The sequence below is a fragment of the Alteromonas naphthalenivorans genome (assembly GCF_000213655.1).
In the GTDB taxonomy this organism is placed as follows: domain Bacteria; phylum Pseudomonadota; class Gammaproteobacteria; order Enterobacterales; family Alteromonadaceae; genus Alteromonas; species Alteromonas naphthalenivorans.
Genome location: NC_015554.1, coordinates 1575164 through 1598982 on the forward strand (window position 1 = coordinate 1575164; position 23819 = coordinate 1598982).

Consider the following 23819-nt stretch of genomic DNA (forward strand, 5'->3'; position numbering starts at 1 on the left):
AGTTTTATCGGTCAAGTGCCCAGATAGCTTTTTTAGTTATTCACTCACCGCAACATTTTTGATAGCAATGTAGGAAAAACATAAATTAGTGAGTTACTTTTTCCATCATTAAAAAGTAAGGAAAAGCGCATTCGGATTTGAAAGAGAAATAACCGAGTATGTTTTGTTTTAGCAATTAAAATACCAGTAACAATATAGACGCATCAGCGTAAGGCCAATAAACCTTGTCAGAATCATTGTAAGCTGCGTGAGTTACCTATAAAAAAACCGGCGAAGAAACGCCGGTTTTTGTCTTGACCTTATAAAAAGCAAATTACATTTTATAAGCTACGGTTACATAACCAAAGCGGCCGATATTGTCGTATGTAGCATCGTTTGAACCAGTACCAGTGGTACCCGTAGGCAGTGCACGGTTAAACAGGTTATCAATACCCACGGTTAGGTTGACGCCATTCGCGAAGTTGTAACCTGCGGTCACGTCAGTAACTGCATATGATGGCAGTTCCATACGATTACTCGGGTTAGGGTTGAGAGCTAACTCTTGATTATCGTAAAGGCTTGCACGTTCAATGTAGCGAGTTTTCCAACTTGCTTCCCAGTCACCGCGGCTGTAATTAAGCGTGAATACACCTTGCCAATCAGACTCACCCGCAGTGCCCGCGTATTGGTAAAATAGGTCTGGGTTGTCTTGGAATGGGAACTCTTTGCGATCTTTTAGGTAGGTTGCGATCAGGCTTGTACGAAAGGCACCTTCTAGCGCATCAAAGTCGTAGCCTAGTTCGAAATCTACACCCTTTGCTTCTTGGCCCGCAATGTTCAACGCATAACTGCGAATTTGCGTGATTTCACCTGTTTCTGAATCACGGTCGATAAGGCCGCAATATGGGTTATCTATACCTGTTTCAGAGTCTACGCAACGATCAAGAATAGTTTGACCATCTATGCTGGTAATTGCATCGGTAAGTTCAATTTCCCAATAGTCGACAGTAGCAGTAAAGCCTTCAAACCAACCAGGTGTGTAAACCAAGCCTAGTGTTTTAGAGATAGATTGCTCCGCTTGAAGGTCAATGTTACCACCGTTTACACCTTCCAACGTGGCTGAGTCATACTCAGAGTTAAAATCTGCTGGAACACCTAATGCGTTACAGTTTGCGATACGCTGGTCGGCGTTGGCAAGGTTATCTAGGTTGTCTGTACGGCATGGGTCGTCAACGTTGAAGAACGTTTGGCTAGCTTCGCCGTATAGTTCACTAATATTTGGTGCGCGAAGCGCTGATGATTTAGTCGCTCTCACTCGTAAGTCTTCGAAAACCTGCCAATCTAAACCAAGCTTCCAGCTCTTCGCATTACCAATAGACGAATAGTTAGCAATACGGGCGGCCGTGTCGAACGTCAGCATATCTACGCCTGGAAGGCCTTCAAGTAGCGGTATAGTAAGTTCTGTAAATACTTCAGATACGTCATACTCACCTTTGTCTTCGCCAAGAACATTGAAGAAGGTGCCAACTGCATTATTAGGCTCTTCAATTTCGCTTTTCTCTTTGCGATATTCTACACCTGCGGCAAAACCTACGTAGCCCGCTGGTAACTCATAAATACCAGAGTTCGCAATCGTTGCGCCAGCGTTGTACTGTTCAATTGTGCTGTTACCCACAGAGGTGGTATTCACATAATCAATAGCTTCTTGTGAAGGCTGACCGTAACCCATAATGTTAAGCGGAACACAGCCATCTGCACTGCCTGATGCACAAACAATGTTACCATTGTCGTCTTCAATAGCGTCTATTGCGTTATAGAAGTTCTGAAGAATCAGGTTGTTGCGGTTCTCACGCTCTAGCTCAGTTTTACCGTAGTTTACGAATGCTTCGTAGTTCCACTCATCATTGATGTAACCTTCAACACCAAGTACGTAGCGATAAGTTTCACGCTCGTCCGCCTCTGTACGACGACCTAAGTCGGTCATCATGCGGTTTAGCACGATACTATCAAGATCGTTTGCGTCCATGTACTCAGCAACGCTGTCGTCTAGGAATGCGTTGTTTCGAGAGATAGTCGTTTCATCGCTATAGAAGAAGAAAGCAGGCTGCCCCATAGAAATGGCGCGAGTACGGGCGTATTTAGCTTGCGCGTAAACGGTGGTGTCGTCGTTTAATGTGTAGTTACCTTTAACATTTACGTTAGTACGGTCAAACTCAGGCTGTAGTTGCGTGAACTGGCCAAGGTTGAAAAAATCGCAGTTAGCGCAGAAAACGCCGTCTACTTGATCGCCAATATAAATGTCTTTAAGTGAACCGTCAGCGTTGAAAGTGTTGGTTCCATCACCGAACACACCTGCGTTATTTAACACGTAGTAACCGGCGTTAGCCGTGTAGATATCATCAGGGTATGCGGTTGAATCTAGTTGGTCTTCACTGCGCTCGTAACCCATGATGCTTTCAAAACTCATGTTACGATAAGACGTGGCAGTCCACGGGTTGTCTAGCGCATCTAACGATTCTTGTGAGCTATATTCAGCTGCAAAAGCGATGTTACCGCGGTCGTTGTCGAAGTTGAAACCGTAAGACGCTTGATACTTATCGTTCTTATAGCCGTTTTCCTGCGCAAAACCTTGGGTTGCGCTAATGTCGAACCCTTCAATATTCTTTTTAAGAATGAAGTTAACTACACCGGTAACCGCGTCGGCACCGTAAACAGCAGATGCACCACCAGTTACAATTTCAACACGCTCAATCCATGAAGTTGGAATCGTGTTCGTATCAACTGCGTCTGTGCCTGCTGATGAAGATACGTGGCGTTTGCCGTCGACCAACACTAATGTGCGGTCTGTACCCATACCGCGAAGATCTAAAATGTTTAGCCCCGCAGTACCAATAAATTGTCCTGAGTTACCAAGCGAGAACGTGTTAGCTAAAGAGGGCAGTTCATTAAGCACCTCACCAATGTTCATCGCACCTGAGTTAAGCAGTGACTCGCCAGAAATAGCGGTAACCGGCGAAGGTGCAATTGCGCCCTGACGAGAAATACGTGAACCTGTAACTTGAATTTTTTCGACATCGGCGCCACTGGTCGCAGAGTCTTGCGCCAATACGTTGGCGGAGGTCAACGCGACGCTTCCAGCCAATGCTAACCGAACAGCAGTTGCAATATTTTTCATGTGTGTTCCTGGTAAATTAAATTTTCGTGCTTGTTATCAAATAAGGCCAAATTTTAGGCAAGCCTTAAAAGGTTATTTTGTGTTCAAAGTTATACTTGTGTCTAAGAGGGCGCGCATTCTAATGAGCATGAGCAGACGAAATCAATTTTTTACGAAGAAATGAATAACCCTTTTGGGAGTATTAACTTATTGTTGATTTTTATTTAAACATTAGGTTTTTGTTATATGCGGGATTTTTGGTTGAAAAATGAAAAATCTTTAGGTGTTAATTAAACTGGCGGTCAAATTTTGTTTATTTCGCGCAATTTTCATGCAGTAATTTCAGGTGTAAAACTTCAGAAATCCATCTTCTGAATCGAATAAGCTAATATTTAAGTTGTTAGTGCGATATTTAACCTGCTTAAGATTAGTTCTGCATTTCATCTTAATACTTGGGCTGCTCATCGCATGGGGAGGAATGTTAATTGAGTTGTTATTAGTTGTTTAAATAAGAAGGTATAAATAAGAAGGTATAAATAAGAAGGTTTAAATAGGAAGGTTTAAATAGGAAGGTTAAGATTACGCTAAAATTATCAGATTGATCATTCTCGTATCGTTCTCTAGTAGGAGAACTAATAAGGCTCAATTAGTAATACCGACCAATGTGTCATTCATAATTTTTCTCATTCTGGTTACTGGGATGATGCTTAAAGTGTATTGTATTTTGGCCGGTTTTTAGAGCCTGGTTATTTCAATCGTCACGTCTACATCTGGGCTCTCATCCCATGAATAGGTATCGGTATTCTCGTACTAACACTTAATAAAACCTTGGAACGTTTAACCGAGTGATAGCACTAATGCCACGAGCTTGGCTATGAAATTTAGTAAATTGAAAAGATTATAAATAGTTTAATCTTCGTCGAGGGCAGTAAGCGCTTTATCTTTTCTGATTTTGTTAGTGAGGTAATAGTGGGGGGAATTCTGCTACAGCTTTAGGATATAGTGGGCTAGATAGCAAAAAGCCCCTAAAATAGGGGCTTAATACGAATTGGTGGAGCTGGCGGGATTTGAACCCGTAACTATTTTCATGATTTCAATTGCTTAGCTAACTCTCGTCACTGCTAATGTCACCAGAATATTGAGCCGGTACACTACTAAACTTAGTTGACCTTAACAATTGTCCCGCCTGTTCAATGTGAAATTGCTTACATGCCGCCATAACTAGATATCTGACATAGTCGGTTTCAACTAAGGATTGAACAGTATTCTCTACATCCTTTGAAACAGAAGTTATATCAACAGTGAATGAAGAAACTGCCTCGAGAGTTAAGGAGAACGCAATCTCTGAGTCTTCTAAATCATGACCAACAAATCCAGTTAATTCGGATTTAGACTCAAAATGTAATTCGATCACATTATTTTCCGAGTCTTCAGTAGTATCGATTTCTTCAAAATTAATTGCTAAAGAACTTTTAACTAAGCCTTTTTTGTTAGAGACATCTAATCTTTTATCATCGAATGATGAATGTAAGAGCTTTGATCTCAGTAAATCTAATTGAATGTTCATTAGTTAATGGCAGTCCTTTGAATCATAATCAACATTCTTGGCTGAGATTGATTTATTAGCATAACTAAAGGTAGCTTCTTCTCCAAATACTACGTCTTGAGTAGTAGAAGTCCTTGTGATGTGCGTAACATTCAAATTGATCACATCTCTAGTTATCAATTTTTCCTCGCAGGCTTTTTTGATAAAGTCATTAATTTTAATGCCCATCCTTTCGGATTGATAAGCAACCTGCCTGTGCAAGTCATTACCAAGCCGAACATTGAGTGAACCTTTAAATGTTTTATCTGGTTCAGCTCCTAATTCTTCACAAATTATCAAATAATCATCAACAGCACTTTTAAACTCTGCTTCTAGTTCCAATACTGTATCACCTGAAAAGGTAACTAGATCGTTAATATATAATATTTTCCCATAAAGATTTTTCTTATGAAGACACGTTTCTATTGAGCCTATGTACCCTTTATAATCTAAAACGTTCATATCGCACCTCTACAAATATCCATATTCTTTCAACTTCTGTACAACATCATTAAGTGCACTTTGACAAACGGGATCACTGCCGTGCGGCTTATGAAGGATAATTTTATTCATTGATTCATCGAAGAAAATAATCCTACTCCCGCTGGTTTTCCCTCTATTGTGTAATGTAAAACCGAGATTTTGTAAAAAGCTACTGAGTTTAGAAAATCTGCAGTCGCTCGGTACCGGTATTCTTTGTATGTAAATCTTGAATTTGTCTTGACTTCCCACTTCCGTACTCGCATCGGTTCCATGTGATAATAGTGCAACTAAAAAATAGTTGCAAAGAATTTGTTGTGTTCTTGTGCCGAATCGTACAAGAAATACGACTAAATAACTAAGACTCGTTTATCCATCTTCCATAAACTTTTCGAATCATTCCCCAATCAGCATGACCCATTTGCTTTGCAACCCACATAGGATTTTTGCCAGATGATAGCATCATTGATGCATAAGTATGCCTACATTGGTAAGGGTAACGATAAGGAATATTTAGCTTTTTAAGAGCAGGTTTCCAAGTGTATTTACGTAACCCGTCAGCATATTTGTACTCTTTCATAGTCTTTGGGTCAATAAATACTCTTTTCGAATTAAAGAACTTTGATGATTCTATTGATGTAAGAGCCTGTAATGCCAAGCAGTGCAATTCTATAGTTCGAATGCTTCCAGCAGTTTTAGGTACTTTCTCTTTTCCAGAAGTAATATTAACCCGTATGTGTGCCAAACGTTTTTCTATATCAACGTCTTCCCAACGAAGTCCAAGTAATTCACCAGTCCGCAAGCCTGTATAAAATGCAAATTGAAAAAACTCTTTATAGGGGGACTGTAACGCATTAAGTATTTTTTTGATCTCAGACTTATTGAAGGGCTTTGGTTCATTAATTTTTTGTTTGTACCTTTCAATGCGTTCGACTGGATTTGAGTCGATTACACCATCAAAGTATGCACGCTTGAAGATCTGACTAAGCACATTGCGAGTTTCATTAATTGATTTACCAGAGAGTAAGCATTCAGATGCCCATTCATCAAACATACTAGCTTTAAACTCATTTAAAATCAGGTGTCCCCAATTAGGCTTAATGTATGAATTGTATTTTTGTGTATAGCCCCGAATAGTTGTATGTGACCAGTTTCGCTGCTTTTGTTTAAACCAAATGTTTGAATAATCGTGAATAGTGTAAGTACAGCCATTATCAAAAGCTTTTTGCATTATCTTGCTGTTGGGAAAGCGACTCGCAATTGCTTTGTCGTTTAGTGAAATCGCCATCTTGTAAATAGCTTCTTGTTCCTCAATTCTTTTTGCAGCGGTTTTATTATGTGGGGCGGGTATCGTTTCTCTGAATCTTTCATGGTTAAGAGTGAAGTCTATTACATATCCGCCGTTTACAGCTTTAACACTCATTTTGTTATTCTCCTTTCATCCATTGGTAAATCATTTCAACGATAAAAATCAATCTGCCATCAGGCGCTTTTAGATAATGCCGCTGTTTTATCCAAACACCTTTTTTCACCTTCATTCGAATTGCTTCTTTTGAATATCCTGTCATTTCAGAAAGTTTGTCTGTTGTTACTAATCCGCTCATAAATTTGTACTCCCGTATAAACGAAGTACTAGATTGGTCTTGATTGGTCTGCTAAAACAGGGGGCATACGGGTTACATACGGGTAGTGAAAATATGGAAGTTGTTGAAAAACAGGATGTTGAAGATCTAGAGAAGTCGTTAGACGTAGCGTTGCAGTTTTTTAGTGTTCACCTACCGAACATAGTTGGTGAAGAAATTGGGGCTTTTCTAATAGAACAAACTCATCGATTGATTCGACAAAATGCGGCTGATGAATCCCATTTTTACTTTACTGCTGCAGAAATATATAAGTATATGAATGGGCAAGACGATTCAGAGAAAGCAAGACGCTGGATGAAAGGGCATGAAGAAAAACTCTCAAAGCTTTTTGCTCAAACATCTTCATTGAACGCATTACTTACAGAAAAAAATTTAAGCCCACTTAGACTAGAGCGCGTGAATTCGAAAGGTGGCATTCCTACGAAGTGGAGAATTCGCACTGGTTCTGTGAAATCGACTGGTACAGGAAATTCAAATGCCCTAAAGGTGCGGTACGTCGTCACACATATTGATGATGCATTGCCATGGGCTAAACCTTTTTCCAATCTGATTCTAACTCCAAGAAAGCTTATATTAGTTGCAATAGGTTTACTGACGTCGATTGTACTAACACTCTACACGCTTATTGGATTGGTAGAGTGGGGCAGCAAGACGACTAATACATGTGTGGTTATTTTTGGCATAGTTGCAGGTATCATTTTCAAGACGCTGCACGAGTTACTTAATAAAGGGATAACGACATATCCTGCATTTTGGTCTAAAAAATTAGCAAAAAATAAGCTACTAACGATTAACGCGACAGGACAAACTAACGCACCTATATGCATGAAAGCAGTTACGATTGAAGCGAAATGCTCAGTTTGTGGGGAAGACCTACTAATTGAAAAGAGCAGAGAGTTTCATAATAGGTTCGTTGGAAAGTGCAGGGTGGCACCGTCAGAACATGTGTTTTCTTTTGACCATATAACGAAGGAGGGAACATTCCTTCGTTAAAAACAAGACCGTATTTTTAAAGATCATTATGAATAATGCGTTGCGGTTTATATGAATTCGGGTTTGCTGTGGAATCTGATAGCGCCATGCTCGATACGTGAATATTCAAAAGCCTCATCTAATGAACCGAACGGTCCAGCCATTTGCACATTAGAGCATTCACCAGAAGTAACGATAACCATGCCGCTAATAAAGGCGTCAGTGTTATGCATTTCATTCAGTGTATTTGCTTTTCGGCTATCTAATGTCATTACTAAACAGCAGAGGCCATCTGTAGATAAATCAAATGGTGACTCTTCGGGCAAGCGTTCTCGTGAATAACCGAGAAATTGCTGCTCTGACATAGATAGCGGAGTACTGCTTTCCCGAGTAACATTTTTATTAGCGCAGCAATGCTTGTATTTCTTGTTGCTCCCACATGGGCATTTATCATTTCTACCAATTTTCATATTTGTCTCTAGTTTGTTTTGTTCAGTACAGTTATTTACACAAGTCCAAGATGCCTTCGGCTTTTGGGGCTTTCCCCTCACGGGAAATCCCCAGTCGCCTTTGGCTACCCCCTGAGCCTTCGTCGACAGCCCGTCCTTCCCGTTGGGAGGGCGGGCTGTCAACTCGTTCAGCGGGTGACGAAAAGAGCTGCCAGCTTTTATCTGGTATAGCGTATGTGCCTTCAGTGAAACGGATGTGTTTTGGCTTTTGGTTGTAAGCGTGTTTCGAAAGGGTGCTTAATTCACAATGTTGATACTGTGTTTTAATTTGATTTTCATACTCGAGGGAGAAAGGGCGTTCTATACGCTTCACGTTTGCGCCACCCATCATAATTAAGTAAGAAAGCCAATCAGATTCATCTGCCGCTTTTTGAAGCTTTCCTAACGGTGTGTCACTACTTTCTAATTCTAACTTTCTTAACTGTCGCCATAACGTAACCGAAGGCAGCCCTAGAAATTGAAACTGCCTTATATTGTATAGTGATGCCCAAGCAGTGATTTTTGATGCAGACTGTTTCGCATCGTTGCCGTAGTTGTCGGTATCTAGAAATTCACCATCAATATTTTTACAAATGTATTTAGCGATATAGTCTTGCGCTGAACCCTTTTCAGGATCTATTGGCTCTGCTTTGAATCTATTTTTGTCCGCGCCGGATTCGTCGGCATCATCTTCCATTGCATAGTGCCTTAAAATACTTGTTACACGTGCCAACTGTTCTGGCGGTGTGAATAGCAATAAATGCCAATGTGGTGTGCCGTCATGGTGTGGCTCAACAACACGCAAGCCGAACACTTCTATTCCTTCGCGATGGAATTGTGCTCTAGCTTTGCGCCATTGGGCATTAAGATACTCATTAGCATCTTTAACAGAATAATTTAAATATTTAGGGTTCGGCTTACCCGATTGGTAGTGTGAATGGAACTTGGATGGTGTGGTGATGGTATAAAAGCACCCCACATGGTTTAGCAGTTTAGAATACTCTTCTGTTCCCTTTATTCGAACCATCAATTCGGCTCTTCTTACTTCAGGATTAGATACGTTTGCCTGATAAGCATCCAGCATAGAAATAAACTCACCATCAGCACTGCAGAACCATTTAGATTTCATAAACTCAAGGGCTTGCTCTTTTTCCCACTTAAATTGGCGCAATCGGTCACTACTGCAATAAGCACTTTTATTCTGATTCACTAAATCTAACTGTCGACGTATTTCTTCTACTTTTTGGCTGGCAATTCGTTTGAGCTTGTTGAACCAAAATTTCTCTGAACGCGCTTGAATAATGCCCTCAGTAGCTGAAATGTCGTCAGGAAGACTGATGTTGTATTTAAGTAGTTTGGCTTTGCTAAGACAGAGTGCGTGGGCTTCACTTAAATCGGCGGTATCGCGCAAGCATTCCATAGCTTTCGATTTAGCAAAGGCTTTGAGTTCTTTGATGTCAGAAGTTAGGTTTAGATCTGCTAAGTGAAGGTGTTTATTTAGGCTGGAAAGGAAGCGGTTGGCTTGTACATAGTCATGTTGTTTAGACAGTTTGAGGTACTTATGCGCAGCGTCATAAGCAAGAGGGGATATAAAATCGAATATCTTTTTGCGAAAAAGGTGACATTCGCGAGTACCAATACCATTTGTTAATTCATTAGGGCAGGTGACAGTCTCGCGACAGTCGAGTATAGATTCACGACACTTTTGAGCCCTATTTAGACCCTGAGAGACCGATTGAGTAGGAAGTGATGATTCGCTGTAAGCAGCGTTATTAGAGGGATAGAGCGGTCTAGATTGGTCTAGACCGCTTCTGGAATTGGTGGAGCTGGCGGGATTTGAACCCGCGTCCAGAAAATGTCTACCTTTGGTACTACATGCTTAGTTTGTCTTTTCTTTAACTACTTTAGACCCCGACAAACAGGGTTCTTGGTAGCTGTCCCGATACTATTTCGCGGTTCAACCTCAGGAGAGTTTCCCTCGCTAGTTTGCTTGGATGACCTTCCGAATCCACGCTAGCAAACAAAGCTGTGGTGGAAGGGCCTATACCGGTTATTAAGCGGCTAGTGCGTAGTTTTCGTCGTTTGCGACTATTTATATGCGGCTTTTTTAAGAGGCCAGCCGCACCTCTGCATGCACCTCCGGCTTCCAAGATCCTGTCGAATCCTAATCAGCCCCGAGTGTGAAAGCGCAGTATAACATAACTTGCTTGCGGTTAAATGATTTCTTTATATTTTGCTTTCAAAAGATGCATTTATCGGCGATAACCATTAAAGTGTACCGGCTTAAAATTACAATTGATGTGCCAATGCCTTCAGACTCAATAATATATACGCCTTATACCTTACCTTGCGGGGTAGTGGTACGTAATCGTCTCGTAAAAGCGGCGATGGAAGAGAACATGTCGAGTGCGGGCAGTCTTCCTGGTAGTGCGCTGTATACCCTTTATCGGTACTGGGCGCATGGGAACTTGGGCATGGTTATTACGGGCAACGTGATGGTCGATCGCGAGTCGATGACAGGCCCAGGTGGTGTTGTACTAGATAAAAACTCTCCCTTAGAGCCGTTCGAGCGCTGGGCTAAAATTATCAAATCCAATGGCGCGTTAGCGGTGATGCAAATTAATCACCCTGGTCGTCAGGTATTTAAAGCCATGCAGGGTAAAGCCATTGCGCCCTCGGCTGTACCTCTTAAGATGGGTAAACACTCAAAACTGTTTGCCGTTCCAAAAGAAATGACTTGCCAAGACATTCACGATGTGTGCAAACGCTTTGTTGAAACGGCAGTGCAAGCGCAAAAAGCGGGTTTTGATGGCGTTGAAATTCACGCGGCCCATGGTTATCTACTCACCCAATTTTTATCGCCACTAACCAATCAGCGACAAGACGAGTGGGGCGGTTCTATTATTAATCGTGCACGTTTACTGATTAATATTGTTAGCCAAATTCGCGCGGTATGCCCAAGTGGCTTTATTGTTATGGTTAAACTTAATTCTGCTGATTTTCAGCGCAATGGGTTTAGTTTTGATGATGCCTGTGAAGTGGTACGCCGTTTAGAGGCGCTAGGTGTTGATGTGGTGGAATTGTCAGGCGGTAGTTATGAAGCGCCAGCCATGCAAGGGCAAACTCGAGACGATACTACCCTTGCTCGTGAAGCATATTTTCTTGAATTTGCGCACACCCTTGAAACCAAAACCGATATTCCGTTAATGACAACAGGTGGTATAAAGCGGGCTGAAGTTGCTGAAAAAGTGATTCAGCAAGGTTGTTCTTTGGTGGGGTTAGCCAGTGCGTTGGCCATTACGCCTGATTTAGCCAAGAAGTGGCAGCAAGAATGGCGTTATTCGGGTGTTATTCCGCACTGTACGTGGAAAGATAAGTCATTAGCAAGTTTAGCAAACATGGCTATGGTTCGCCGTCAGTTAAGGCGTTTAGGTAATAACTTAACAACTCTGCGTTCGCCTTCGCCATTGTGGAGCTTGGTACTTGATATGATGCATCGCAAGTCGATGACTAAGCGTGATGTTAATGCTAAAAATGGTAGTGTTCAGCTTACTAGTCAAGAAAGCAGTAATGACAAAAATGTTACCGCTAGTTCAGCTAGTGCAAGTAATGTTAGTGCAGACCAGCCCAGCAACGAGTCCAGTAAATAGCCCAATAACTAGCCCAATAACTAATCCAATAGATAGAGGGGCAGTTAAAAGAAAAACACAGCGTTAAACGCTGTGTTTCATCATTCTTTCTTTCTGACGTTGCCAGTCTTGATCTTTTAACGAGTCTCGTTTGTCTCTCTCATGCTTACCTTTAGCAAGATTGATTTCTAACTTAACCCAGCATTTCTTCCAATACATGGCTGTGGCTACAATAGAATAACCTTGTCGGTCTCTTGCACCCATTAGTCGGTCTAGTTCGCGCTTTTTCAATAACAATTTACGCGCACGTTCGGGTTCACACACAACGTGAGTAGATGCTTGGTTCAACGGGCTTATGCGACAACCTACCAAATAAGCTTCGGCATTTTGAATAATCACATAGCAATCGGAAATGTTAACTTTACCTGAGCGGATACTTTTTATTTCCCAGCCTTGAAGCTGAATACCTGCTTCAAATTTGTCCTCTAGGAAATAGTCGTGGCGCGCTTTTTTGTTTTGCGCGATGGTACCGGTGGTGTTTTTGTTGGCTTTATTCTTTTTCATGCTCGCTATTATACTGATTGTCGTAAGAATGTCTGTATACCTGTAGCAATATTTATTAGTTCATTTACTAATATTTATTAGTGCAAAAAGGTATTGTGGCCTTACATAACGATGTGGGGGCGAAACCTAAAAAGCGAAGACGAGAGAAGGGGTTTTTCTGTGGTATTTTTTCTATGATATAATGCGCCTTTAGATATTTATATAGTGAAGTACATGGCGAGTATACAACGCAGTGCATTGGTAGCACACAGCGCCCAGGCTATGTTCGACTTGGTAAATGATGTTGCGGCTTACCCGCAGTTCTTACCAGGTTGTCGAGACAGCAAGGTTTTAGAAGCATCTGGTGAAAACATGAAAGCCTCGTTGTTAGTGGCAAAAGCAGGCATTAAGCAGTGGTTCACTACCCATAACGAACTTGAACCAGGTAAGCGTATAGATATGCAGCTTGTCGATGGGCCGTTTCGCTATTTAACTGGCGGTTGGACGTTTTCAGCGTTATCTGACGAAGCCTGTAAAATAGAGTTAAACCTTGAGTTTGAATTTACCAATAAGTTAGTAGAAATGGCATTTGGCAAAATCTTCAATAACTTGGCAGCGAATATGGTGGTTGCGTTCACTGAACGTGCTAGGAGTGTTTACGCGTGAGTGAAGGCTTAATGCACATTGAAGTAGCTTATGCACTTCCTACTAAGCAGTCTTTGGTGGATGTGTCGATAAACAAAGGTGCAACCGTAGAAGAGGTAATTCAAGCTTCGAATCTATTAAATGAGTACCCAGATATCGATTTATCGAGCACCAAAGTAGGCATTTGGAGCCGCGTGGTTAAATTGCGCGACACGGTCAAAGATGGCGACAGAATAGAAATTTACCGCCCACTTATTGCCGACCCGAAAGAAATTAGAAAACGCCGCGCCGAAAAAGCCAAAGAAGAAGGCCGTGCCGACAAAGTAACTGGCGGCAGGGTTAATCCGCTGAAAGCTGCAGATAAAAATACTGACTAAAGCGCTAGTCACAACCCTTGGTTGGAAACTGAGGGTATGGGCACTAAAAGTTTAAATGTTTCCGTAAGTACAAATAAAAACAGCCGGCATATGCCGGCTGTTTTGTTTTTGTATATCGCAAATGTGTTTAAGCGAAAAAACCTAAACAGGTTTTAGTTTGGTTTTTCTGAAATACTACCAAGCTCGAGAAACGGTGATGCATCAATATCTTCTGCATCCATCATGCTCGCAATTCGCTGAACAGTAGCAACCATTTGGCTTTGCTCCCATTCTTTAAGCTGCGAAAAACGTTCCACAAAGTGTTCTTGAAGTGGGCGAGGAGCATTCACAACTACTACCTTTCCTTTCTCAGTAAGGAATACGCCAACTTTGCGCTTATCCTGTGTACTTCGAATACGGGTTGCTAAATCTCTGCCTTCTAGGCGATCAAGAATATTGGTAATGGTCGCAGGGCTCAGGTTTATGTTTTCAGCGATTTCTCGCACCATAATACCCGGCTTCTCTTGAATATTTTGCATTACCAATAATTGTGGGCCTGTTAGCCCAACATGCTTGCTCAATTGCTTGCTGCGTAGGTCTACGGCGCGGATAACGCGCCGTAGAGCAACTAACAATTCTTCTTCTTTTCGCATTTTATTCCTAATAAATCTGCAACCCTCACCCAAACTAGTTAAGCAAATGGATAAAGTGTTGATGCTTTTGAAATTGATCAATAACGTCATTAATAACTGAGATCTTCGACCATCCCATAATGTCGTAGTTTTGACCACCTTCACTTAAATGAACTTCTGCGCGATAGTACGTGGGCTTTTCGCCTTCGTCTACCTCTGGCATGTCACTCGGGCCAAATTCTGGCTGATGAGTAACCGAAGGGTACACTGCGTATACAAAATCAGGATCGCTTCCCATAGTGACGGTTAACATTAACGCCTCTTCGGTTTCATCAATCACGATTTCAAATTGCTGTGTTTCGAACTCTTTCCCAACTTCAGTCATTGCGGGTTTCACAATTTTCTGTAAATAGCGCCTAACTGCCGCTTCATCGGGAAAGGTCACTATGTTTTCTAATCGGTCTTTCCAGTTTTTATCACCGTCATTATGCTGCGGCGTTCCAGCAAGTACTTGTAAGCTTTCACGCTTATAGGCTTCTATCCGAAGTGCTTTCAATAGCCCCGCTATCGCTATGAGTAACACGATTGCGAAGGGCAACGCCGAGGCAATTGTCATAGTTTGAAGTGCCCCCAAACCACCAGCATAAAGTAAAACGGCACTTACCACACCTACACCAACGGCCCAGTAAATTCGCTGCCACAACGGCGTGTCGTTTCGACCATGCGAACATAGCATATCTACTACCATTGCCCCTGAGTCGCACGATGTTACAAAGAACACGATCACCATTATGACGGCAATAAAGCTTAATATCGATGAGAACGGGAACTGCTCTAAGAATACAAATAGGGCGACGGCACTATCCTCGTTAACCATGGTGGCTAATATATCCTTACCATGCACTAACACTTGGTCGATAGCGCCATTACCAAATACAGTCATCCAGAAAAGTGTAAAGGCAGATGGGATCAGTAACACACCCAAGATAAATTCACGAATAGTACGGCCGTATGAGATACGCGCAATAAACAAGCCTACGAAAGGTGCCCACGCTAACCACCAGCCCCAGTAGAAGATGGTCCAGCCACCAATCCAATCGGTTTTATCATAGGCAAATAAGTTGAACGTATTTCTAACTAAATCAGATAAGTACGCCCCCGTATTTTGCATATAGGCTTGCAGTAAAAATACGGTTGGGCCCAACACTAGAACAATAAGAAGCAGTAAAATGGCTAAAACCATGTTGGTTTCAGACAAAATACGAATACCTTTATCTAGTCCTGTTGCTACAGAGATGACCGCTAAGCCGATAACCGCTGCCATAATTAATATTTGAACAGTGGTATTTGAAGGTAAGCCGAATAAGTAATTGAAGCCGGCATTAACTTGTGATGCGCCTAACCCTAGTGATGTTGAAACACCAAACACGGTAGAAGTAACGGCAAAAATATCGACAACATGGCCTGGCCATCCGTAAATTTTGTCGCCAATTAGCGGGTAAAGCGCAGAGCGCAGCGTTAACGGTAGGTTCTGGCGATACGCAAAATAGGCCAATATTAACGCCACAACAGCATAAATTGCCCAAGCATGAACACCCCAATGGAAAAAGGTGGTTTTCATGGCTTCGCGCACAGCATCAATACTTTCAGCTTGCGCCGTCGGTGGGGCTAAAAAGTGCATTAGGGGCTCGGCGACGCCAAAAAACATAAGTCCAATACCCATACCCGCAGCAAAAAGCATAGATAGCCAAGTAGTGAACTTAAATTCTGGTAAGGCGTGGTCGGGGCCTAGTTTTATATCGCCATAGCGAGACATGCCCAGATAAACCACAAATAACAATACAATGGCTACTGTAAGTACATAAAACCAGCTGCCATTAGTCACAATGACTGATTGTATAGTTTTGAAAAGTGAATCTGCAGTTTCAGGCAAAGCTGCTGCAAAAATGAGCAGGCAAGCTATGATTATAGAAGACGTGTAAAACACGGGTTTATTTAAAGGTGATGTGTTCTCTGTTTCGCTCACGCTAATACTCGTCCTTTCTCTTTTCTGTCGAATTAGAGTTGTTACGTTGAAATATACCGCATGGAACAACTTTTATAAACTTTGATTGTAATTATTAGAACTGATTCTTTAACTGATTGGCGCTTTTATAATTACACGTTATAGAACGGGGATAACTAAAGTATAAGTGAATAAATAATAGTTAGAGTAGAAATTAATCTTGGATTGTGGGTTAATAGATAAGTTATTTTTGATAAGTGTTTTAAGTAAACACAGCTCAAAGAATAAAAAATCACCTAATAGGGAAAACACACATTATGCGTAAAACTCAGCTTAGCTGTGCAATTGTCGCTGCATTGGCATCTACACCGTTGCTCGCTCAAGAATCTGAAGCGCCAGCGAAACTCGAAACCATAGAAGTTACTGCCACTAAACGCGCCGAATCTATCCAAAATGTACCTGTCGCCGTTACTGCACTTAGTGGAAAAGCACTCGAAAATTTAGGCATTGATAATTTTCAAGACTACGTTGAATTCCTTCCGAACGTAGTGTTTCAGGGCACAGGCCCGGGCCAAAACGAAATTTATATTCGTGGCGCGGCAACTACCCAATCAAACATCATGTTATCTTCAGTTCAAGCATTACAGCCGTCTGTTGCTTTCTATGTAGATGAACAACCGGTATCCATGGCTGGCCGTAACCTAGACGTTTACGCCACTGATGTTGCGCGTGTTGAAGTGTTACCTGGGCCACAAGGTACTTTGTTCGGTGCAAGCTCTCAGGCAGGTACAATTCGTTTGATCACGAATAAACCCGATTTAAACAGTTTTGGTGCTGGTTTTGATACCAACATTGGTTTCACCAAAGGCGGTGAAATGAGTAACTCGGTAACGGCTTACTTCAATATGCCACTTACCGATAAGCTTGGTTTCCGCGTTGCGGCGTATAACGATAAGCAGGGCGGCTGGATTGATAACGTAATGAACGTGCCAGGTGAAGGTGGATACATTGGCAGTGCGGTAGTTATCGACCGTATTTCTGGTGGCCCACTTGCCGATCCTGTTGCTATGGACGCTAATCGTGTAACTAGCCCTGGCGTTAACTCGAATGAAGAAGCCTCTGTAGTATCGCCTCAGAATGATGCATTAGTAGAAGATGACTTCAACGATGCGTTGTACACAGGTGCTCGTTTTGGTTTGTTGTATGAATTTAACGATGATTGGGATTTGCTAGTTCAGCACACCCAACAAACGTTAGATACAGAAGGTGTATTTGCTTACGACCCAACTCTAGAAGGCGAAAGTTCAGCTATTCGTTTTGCTCAAGAAGAAAACAAAGATGAGTTCGGCTTAACGACGTGGACACTAGAAGGTCGTTTAGAAAAACTAGACCTTGTGTACACAGGTGGTTATTTAGATCGTGAAATCGATACATTAGCTGATTACACAGGCTACACCAATGGTGGTGCTTTCGCCGCGTATTACGTGTGTAACCACTATGAGTCGGGTGTTGAAGCTGAAGATCAGCGCTGTCTAGATCCTACTAAGTATTTTAGAGAAGACACAACGACAACGCGTTCAACTCACGAGCTTCGTTTTGTAACTACCATGGATACGCCTTGGCGTGTAACAGCTGGTTTGTTCTATGATGACCAAGAAGTAGCAACAGTAGGGCAGTTCAAAATTGCCAATACCGATGGTGAGCTAACACAATACGGCTTCAATAACCTACAAAAAACCCTAGTAGGTACTGATGGCATTAATAGCGATGGCGGACCGTTCCCATCTGAAATCAGCTTTGTTAACGATATTACTCATACCGTTGAACAAATTGCCGTATTTGGTCAGTTTGAATACGACATTACTGATTCACTAACCGCGAGTGTTGGTGCCCGTTGGTATCAAATTGATGATAAGTACACAGGTTCTACTACAACAGTAGATGTAACCCGTCGTGTACAAGCCTTTGGTTCACTTGACCCAGATGAGTTAGCCGCAGTTGGTTTAGATCCAGATGCAGTAAATGCTGCTATTGCCAGTGGCCAGCTAGAAACTGATTTGTTAGGTAGCGATGGTGTACTTACCGTTGACGATACTATCTTCAAGTTCTCATTAGATTGGAAGGTAAACGATGATGTTCTATTGTTTGCTAACTATTCAGAAGGTTTCCGTCCGCCAGTAACTAACCGTGTTGGTGGTGGTTTGGCGAAAAACCAAAGTGGCGCATTTGAAAACTTCCGTATTCCAGTGTATTCAACCACAGATACCCTCGATAACTACGAGCTAGGTGTGAAGGGTGACTTCTTAGACGGTATTCTGCGTGTAAACGCTACAGCGTATTACTCTGAAATTACTGATTTACAAACGTCACGTTTCGACCCAACTAACATCTCTTTCTTAGTCTTTACCGACAACGTTGGTGATGCAGAGATTCAAGGTATAGATGCTGATATTACGTGGTTAGCCACAGACGATTTAGTCATTAACGCTGCATTCAGTTTGCTAAGTACTGAATTAACTAGCGTAAATTCTGAGCTTGAAGGTATTGCCGCGGGTGTAGGTTCTGAACTGCCTTACTCTGCAGGCTTCTCGGGTAACATTAACGCGCGTTATTTCTTCGAGCTAGAAGGTGACAAGCGTGGTTATGTTAACGGCTCTGTAAGCTACACGGGTGACCGTTATGCTGGCATGGTAATGGACGCTTACGTAATGGAAGATGCAACGCAACTTATTTACGGCACAGGTTCTGGCCTTAAAATTGAAAAGCATGCTGATGTTTACGAAGGGGTAACCTATGCCGACTCTAACGGTGACGTATTTGAAGGTGGCCGTTACGTACAAGAGTCTTACATGCTAGCTAACCTAGCCGTTGGTGTGACTAACGATGTTTGGAAAGCCGAGCTTTATGTTGATAACGTGTTTGATGAAAGCGCGATATTAAATATTGATACTCAGCAGTTTACACCTAAGGTAGTAACGAATCGTCCACGCACTATTGGTGTTCGTTTCTCTTACGATTACTACTAAGCCCATTGGGTGTAATCTGACTTTGGTGTAATTTGAGTTTGATGTAACATGTTACACCTACCTAAAACGGCATTCCTTAGGGTATGCCGTTTTTTTATGTTTTTAGGCATGCTGTATTTATGAATTCACAAGAACAACAAACCCTTTCTGCGTTAAAACAAAGTTTGATGCAGTCTAATCATCAGCATGTTATTGCGCAGAGTAAGCAGTTTCTTGATGCTAAACCCAGCGAAGATGCAACCCGCGAAGCCATGTATGTCATGGCAGTGGCGTACCGACTATCCGGAAATATCAAAAATGCTATTACTACGCTTTCACAGTTAGTCGGTTTGTTCCCTGATTATGGTAGAGGCTTTCAAGAGTTGGGCTACTGCTATGCTCGTGACAATGCCCACAGCGAAGCCGCCAATGCTTTTTATCAAGCAACCCGTTTTAATCCAGCGTTATTAGCTGCATGGCAGCAACTTGAAGCGATATACAAGCGTGACAATCAACCCCAAGCCCTTCTATTAGCGCAGCAGCACATCAGTTTCCTGCAAAGCTTGCCCAAACCCTTGCTTGGCGCACACGACCTTATGCACGAAGGTCAATTGCATAAAGCAGAGCAGGTCTGTCGTCAGTTTTTAGCCAAAAACAAACATCACCCTGAAGCCATGATGCTACTGGCAGAGTTAGGCGTGCAGCTAAAGGTGTATCACGACGCTGAATTTTTACTAGAAAGCTGTGTTGCACTTTACCCTGAAAACGATAAAGCCCAAGCGGCTTATCAAGGGCTACTGGCAAAACTAGGTAAATTTCCGCAAGCCGCTAAAGTTGCACAAGCACGCTTAGCGCAACAGCCAGAAAGCTTTTCCATAAAAGTTAGCTTGGCCCACGCGTTAGTGGGGGTTGGTGAGTTGGAAGAAGCGATTGGTATTTACCATAGCTTACTGGCCGATAAACAAGATCGCCCCGCACTGTGGGTAGCCCTGGGTCATGCGTTAAAAGCGAAGGGAGACGTGAAAGAGGCCATTGCTTCTTATGAAAAAGCCGCCGCGTTCGCACCTGATTTCGGCGATGCGTATTGGAGCCTAGCCAACACAAAAACTTATCGATTTGATGATAACGCCTTGGCGGTTATGCAACTTCAAGAAGCGTTAGAAACGACAAAGCTAGACGACAGAATTCACCTTTGCTTTGCACTAGGGAAAGGCTTTGAAGATGCCAAGCAGGCCGACAAAGCGTTTGACTATTATGCCAAAGGTAACAGCCTTAAAAAGCGCACGCATCGATTCGACATTACCCGCACAGAAGCGGCACTTGAAGCGCAAGCATTGGCCTGCGATGCCGAATTAATGAGTGAATTTAGTGGTTGTGATGCACCAGATCCTATTTTTATTGTTGGCTTGCCAAGGGCGGGCTCTACGTTGCTAGAGCAAATTTTGGCGTCTCACTCTATGATAGATGGCACCATGGAGCTACATGATATTTTAGGCATTGCCTCTAGTTTAAGTAATCAAAAGAAAACGTACCCGTATAATCTTGCCGATTTATCTGATGAAGCGTGCATTGCCCTTGGCGAAAAATACATGGCGCAAACCCAGGCTTATCGTCAATCAGCTCCTTTCTTTATTGATAAAATGCCGAATAACTTTGTGCATATTGGGCTTATTAAACGCATTTTGCCCAACGCAAAGATTATTGATGCTAGACGTGACCCCATGGATTGTTGTTTTAGTGGCTTTAAGCAGCTATTCGGGGAAGGGCAGGAGTTTAGCTATTCATTAGATGATATTGGCCGTTATTATTGCGCTTATGAGAAGCTAATGAACCACTGGCATACCGTATTGCCCGACCACATCCTTACCGTGCAGCACGAAGATGTGCTTGAAGATTTAGAAGGTCAGGTACATCGTATTCTTGATTATTGTGGCTTGCCATTTGAACCTGCTTGTTTGTCTTTCTATGAAACCAAAAGGGTAATTAAAACCCCCAGTTCAGAACAAGTACGCCAGCCTATATATAAAACGGGTATGCAGCAGTGGAAGCCTTTTGAAGGCTACTTAGATGAACTTAAAGTGGCATTAACAAAGCGACCGGACGTGTCTTAGGGAATTTTATGGCCGGGCTTTCACACTTGGCTTAAACGACAGGGCTTCAAATCCGCTTACTAAATCGGAAAGCTCTTCATCAATGCCTTGCTGCCGTTGGCGGTGAAATTGTCGGGAAAGTTCGGTTTGAAGTTCTTCTATGTTTTTTTCGGCTCGTTGCATGGCCGTTAATCTACTTGCGTTTTCACTGGCCAATGATTCAGTGCATGCTTTATACAAGGTAGTAAATAAATACTCGCCAATTAACGCACTAAACGTTCTCTTTGTATCAGTAAGCAACTGAGGTAAACAGCGGGAAGGCCAACGCGTTACTGTTAGCTTTTGTTGCCATTCGCTATCAAGCGGCAATACCTTCTGAGTACATGTCTCGTATTTTGCGTTGGGTAAACTACGATTAAATACAATGTGTAGTGCACATAGTTCATTTGTTTGCTGTAGTGCTTCTATTTCTTGCAGCAATGAAGTGACCAACCCTGTTACTGCATTAATTGAATTAGGGAGCGCAAATGGCTGCTCTAGAGGTATCTTCAAACTACTTAAGTGAGTTTGAATACGTTCACCAATAGCCCACACCCGCTTTTCGCCTGGCAGCGACTTCATAGTGTTTAGCAGATGAGAAACCAAGGCATCGTTGAATTTACCGACTAGTCCCTGATCAGAACCAATGGCGATGAACCCTACCTTGCCTAAAGACGTTGTTTTGTTCACTGTTGAATAGTTTACTGCTTTGCTATTTATCTGATTACTATGAAAATAAGCTACTAATCCGAGCTGTACAGTTTTGTAATAATCATCAAGTGCTGACACCGCCGTTTCATACTGGCTAATATTCGCTGCTGCCATGGCCTTCATGGTTCTCACCACCGATTTCAAGTCGGTGGCGCTATTAATTTTGCGTTGTAAACCGCTGCTTAGCTCTCCCATGTTAGCTCTTCCATGTTAGCTCGCCCATATTAACTCGCCCATTCTAGCGCTGTACTTTGGTTTACTCATTGGCTCTGCCATAGTAGCTCCCACGTCAGCGCTCCGTGCCAGTTGTCGTTTTAGTATCTGCTGTTGATGCCACACTTGCCAGTTTTGTCTTTATCATCGTCATTACAGTGTCGCTTTCTTCATCGGATAATGGCTGTGCTGACGCTAATTTTTCATACAATGCTGGGGCTAGCGTACCAAGCCCATCAATGATTGAATCTTGCGCGCTATCAATTACGTTAAGTGGAATGGTGTCAAGTAACCCCTTTGTTAGGGCGAGTAAAATGGCAATTTGTGCGGCTACTGAAAAGGGATGAGATTCCGCTTGTTTCATACAAGCTCGAATGCGTAGCCCGTGTTCAATAGCCAAAAGACTATCGGAGTCTAGTCGTGCACCAAAGCGTGCAAAGGTTTCTAGTTCTTCGAATTGGGCATACGCTAACTTTAGGGCACCTGAAACCTTTCTAAACGCTGGTTTCTGTGCTTTGCCGCCAACACGAGATACCGATTTCCCTACATCTATTGCGGGTAGCACACCAAGAGAAAACAACGTAGGCGATAAGTATATTTGCCCATCAGTAATAGAGATTAAATTAGTCGGTATATAAGCCGACATATTTTGCTCTTCAGTTTCAATGATAGGCAGGGCGGTGAGTGAGCCGCCACCTAGTGCTTCGTTTAAGTGTGTGGATCGCTCTAGAAGCCGTGAATGCAGATAAAAAATATCTCCAGGAAAGGCTTCTCGTCCAGGTGGTCTGCGAAGGAGTAATGATAGTTCACGATAAGAGCGAGCATGCTGCGTTAAGTCATCGTAAACAATAAGAACATCTTTACCTTGTTGCGTGAAATACTCAGCAATACTGGTTGCCGCATAAGGTGCAATGTAATCGAGCCCGGGGGGATCATTTCCTTCTGTGACCATAACCACCGTGTATTCCATGGCACTGTTGCGTTGTAATGTAGTGATGGTTTTGGCTACAGACGCCGACTTTTGACCTATGGCGCAATAAACGCAAAGTACGTTTTTGTCTTTTTGATTTAAAATAGTGTCGATAGCTATTGCTGTTTTGCCCGTTTGACGGTCGCCCAAAATTAATTCACGTTGGCCACGACCAATGGGTAATAAAGCATCCAATGCTTTTACCCCGGTTTGTAAAGGCTCTGTAACAGGGGAACGTGACATAATGTCTGGCGCAGGTCGTTCAATAGGAAACCGCTCCCGAGTAACAATATTACCTTTAGCGTCTAGCGCATTGCCTAATGGATCGATAACTCTGCCTATCAGCCCGTTGCCCACGGCTATATCCATTACGCGGCCGGTGCGTTTAACTTCATCACCCGCATGCAGCGCAGTGTAGTCACCTAGCATAATGACGCCAATCTCATGCTCATCAATATTAAATGCTATACCGTAAATATCGTTTGGAAAAAGCAGTAATTCTTCAAAGCCAGCCCCGAATAAGCCTGACACAATAGCAATGCCAGCGGATACGCTTTCAACGGTGCCCATCTCTTGTAAGCTGACATCCGGAATATGCGATTCTCGAATATACTCAAGTTGATTGAACACATATTGATAGCGTTTTTTTAAGGCATTGTTGTTTGCGTCGTTCATGTTAT

18 protein-coding genes and 1 other RNA gene are annotated in these 23819 nt (G+C 42.5%); 6 read left to right on the forward strand and 13 right to left on the reverse strand.

Going from position 1 to position 23819, the window contains the following annotated elements:
- Positions 1-313: 313 nt before the first annotated feature.
- From AMBT_RS06795 to AMBT_RS06815, 5 genes are all read right to left on the reverse strand, one after another.
- Positions 314-3154 carry a TonB-dependent receptor domain-containing protein gene (locus AMBT_RS06795; RefSeq protein ID WP_013783869.1) on the reverse strand — a complete coding sequence of 947 codons (2841 nt, stop codon included), beginning with the start codon at positions 3152-3154 and terminating at the stop codon, positions 314-316.
- A 1084-nt stretch (positions 3155-4238) separates the two neighbouring features.
- Positions 4239-4700, reverse strand: a complete 462-nt coding sequence (locus tag AMBT_RS06800; protein ID WP_013783870.1) for a hypothetical protein — start codon at positions 4698-4700, stop codon at positions 4239-4241.
- 3 nt (positions 4701-4703) lie between these two features.
- Positions 4704-5180, reverse strand: a complete 477-nt coding sequence (locus AMBT_RS22135; RefSeq protein WP_013783871.1) for a type II toxin-antitoxin system HicB family antitoxin — start codon at positions 5178-5180, stop codon at positions 4704-4706.
- Between the two features lie 376 nt (positions 5181-5556).
- Complete coding sequence (locus AMBT_RS06810) at positions 5557-6621, reverse strand: site-specific integrase (RefSeq protein WP_013783872.1); 1065 nt, start codon at positions 6619-6621, stop codon at positions 5557-5559.
- Between the two features lie 4 nt (positions 6622-6625).
- The gene (locus AMBT_RS06815) at positions 6626-6802 is read right to left on the reverse strand and encodes an excisionase family protein (RefSeq protein ID WP_013783873.1); all 177 of its coding nucleotides are present in this window, start codon (positions 6800-6802) and stop codon (positions 6626-6628) included.
- 93 nt (positions 6803-6895) lie between these two features.
- On the opposite strand from AMBT_RS06815, the gene AMBT_RS06820 reads away from it, so the two are divergent.
- Positions 6896-7834: a hypothetical protein gene (locus AMBT_RS06820; RefSeq protein ID WP_148259083.1), complete on the forward strand. Its 939-nt coding sequence runs from the start codon at positions 6896-6898 to the stop codon at positions 7832-7834.
- Between the two features lie 47 nt (positions 7835-7881).
- On the opposite strand, the gene AMBT_RS22670 is transcribed toward AMBT_RS06820, so the two are convergent.
- From AMBT_RS22670 to ssrA, 3 genes are all read right to left on the reverse strand, one after another.
- The gene (locus tag AMBT_RS22670; protein ID WP_013783875.1) at positions 7882-8178 is read right to left on the reverse strand and encodes a hypothetical protein; all 297 of its coding nucleotides are present in this window, start codon (positions 8176-8178) and stop codon (positions 7882-7884) included.
- A 136-nt stretch (positions 8179-8314) separates the two neighbouring features.
- Positions 8315-9721 (reverse strand): replication endonuclease, encoded by a 1407-nt coding sequence (locus AMBT_RS06830; protein WP_013783876.1) that lies wholly within the window; start codon positions 9719-9721, stop codon positions 8315-8317.
- A gap of 398 nt (positions 9722-10119) precedes the next feature.
- Positions 10120-10477, reverse strand: a transfer-messenger RNA (tmRNA) gene (gene ssrA / locus AMBT_RS22140).
- 130 nt (positions 10478-10607) lie between these two features.
- Between ssrA and AMBT_RS06835 the strand changes: the two genes are divergently transcribed.
- Positions 10608-11951, forward strand: coding sequence for an NADH:flavin oxidoreductase/NADH oxidase family protein (locus AMBT_RS06835; protein ID WP_083820186.1), 1344 nt, complete (start codon positions 10608-10610; stop codon positions 11949-11951).
- Between the two features lie 63 nt (positions 11952-12014).
- On the opposite strand, the gene smpB is transcribed toward AMBT_RS06835, so the two are convergent.
- Positions 12015-12494 carry an SsrA-binding protein SmpB gene (gene smpB / locus AMBT_RS06840; RefSeq protein WP_013783878.1) on the reverse strand — a complete coding sequence of 160 codons (480 nt, stop codon included), beginning with the start codon at positions 12492-12494 and terminating at the stop codon, positions 12015-12017.
- Positions 12495-12707: 213 nt separating this feature from the next.
- Here smpB and AMBT_RS06845 point away from each other — a divergent pair, with 213 nt between their 5' ends.
- The gene (locus AMBT_RS06845) at positions 12708-13139 is read left to right on the forward strand and encodes a type II toxin-antitoxin system RatA family toxin (RefSeq protein WP_013783879.1); all 432 of its coding nucleotides are present in this window, start codon (positions 12708-12710) and stop codon (positions 13137-13139) included.
- Positions 13136-13495, forward strand: a complete 360-nt coding sequence (locus tag AMBT_RS06850; protein ID WP_013783880.1) for an RnfH family protein — start codon at positions 13136-13138, stop codon at positions 13493-13495. Before AMBT_RS06845 ends, AMBT_RS06850 begins: the two co-directional genes overlap by 4 nt.
- A 152-nt stretch (positions 13496-13647) precedes the next feature.
- On the opposite strand, the gene AMBT_RS06855 is transcribed toward AMBT_RS06850, so the two are convergent.
- Positions 13648-14127 carry a MarR family winged helix-turn-helix transcriptional regulator gene (locus tag AMBT_RS06855; RefSeq protein WP_013783881.1) on the reverse strand — a complete coding sequence of 160 codons (480 nt, stop codon included), beginning with the start codon at positions 14125-14127 and terminating at the stop codon, positions 13648-13650.
- A 34-nt stretch (positions 14128-14161) separates the two neighbouring features.
- Positions 14162-16132 carry a BCCT family transporter gene (locus AMBT_RS06860; RefSeq protein WP_013783882.1) on the reverse strand — a complete coding sequence of 657 codons (1971 nt, stop codon included), beginning with the start codon at positions 16130-16132 and terminating at the stop codon, positions 14162-14164.
- Between the two features lie 296 nt (positions 16133-16428).
- Between AMBT_RS06860 and AMBT_RS06865 the strand changes: the two genes are divergently transcribed.
- Positions 16429-19137 carry a TonB-dependent receptor gene (locus AMBT_RS06865; RefSeq protein ID WP_013783883.1) on the forward strand — a complete coding sequence of 903 codons (2709 nt, stop codon included), beginning with the start codon at positions 16429-16431 and terminating at the stop codon, positions 19135-19137.
- Positions 19138-19256: 119 nt separating this feature from the next.
- The gene (locus AMBT_RS06870; RefSeq protein WP_013783884.1) at positions 19257-21227 is read left to right on the forward strand and encodes a tetratricopeptide repeat-containing sulfotransferase family protein; all 1971 of its coding nucleotides are present in this window, start codon (positions 19257-19259) and stop codon (positions 21225-21227) included.
- A gap of 6 nt (positions 21228-21233) precedes the next feature.
- Here the strand turns inward: AMBT_RS06870 and AMBT_RS06875 are convergent, their stop codons facing one another.
- Together AMBT_RS06875 and AMBT_RS06880 are read right to left on the reverse strand one after the other, a co-directional pair.
- Positions 21234-22151: a F0F1 ATP synthase subunit gamma gene (locus AMBT_RS06875; protein WP_013783885.1), complete on the reverse strand. Its 918-nt coding sequence runs from the start codon at positions 22149-22151 to the stop codon at positions 21234-21236.
- Positions 22152-22245: 94 nt separating this feature from the next.
- Complete coding sequence (locus AMBT_RS06880; RefSeq protein ID WP_013783886.1) at positions 22246-23814, reverse strand: alternate F1F0 ATPase, F1 subunit alpha; 1569 nt, start codon at positions 23812-23814, stop codon at positions 22246-22248.
- Positions 23815-23819 lie beyond the last annotated feature (5 nt).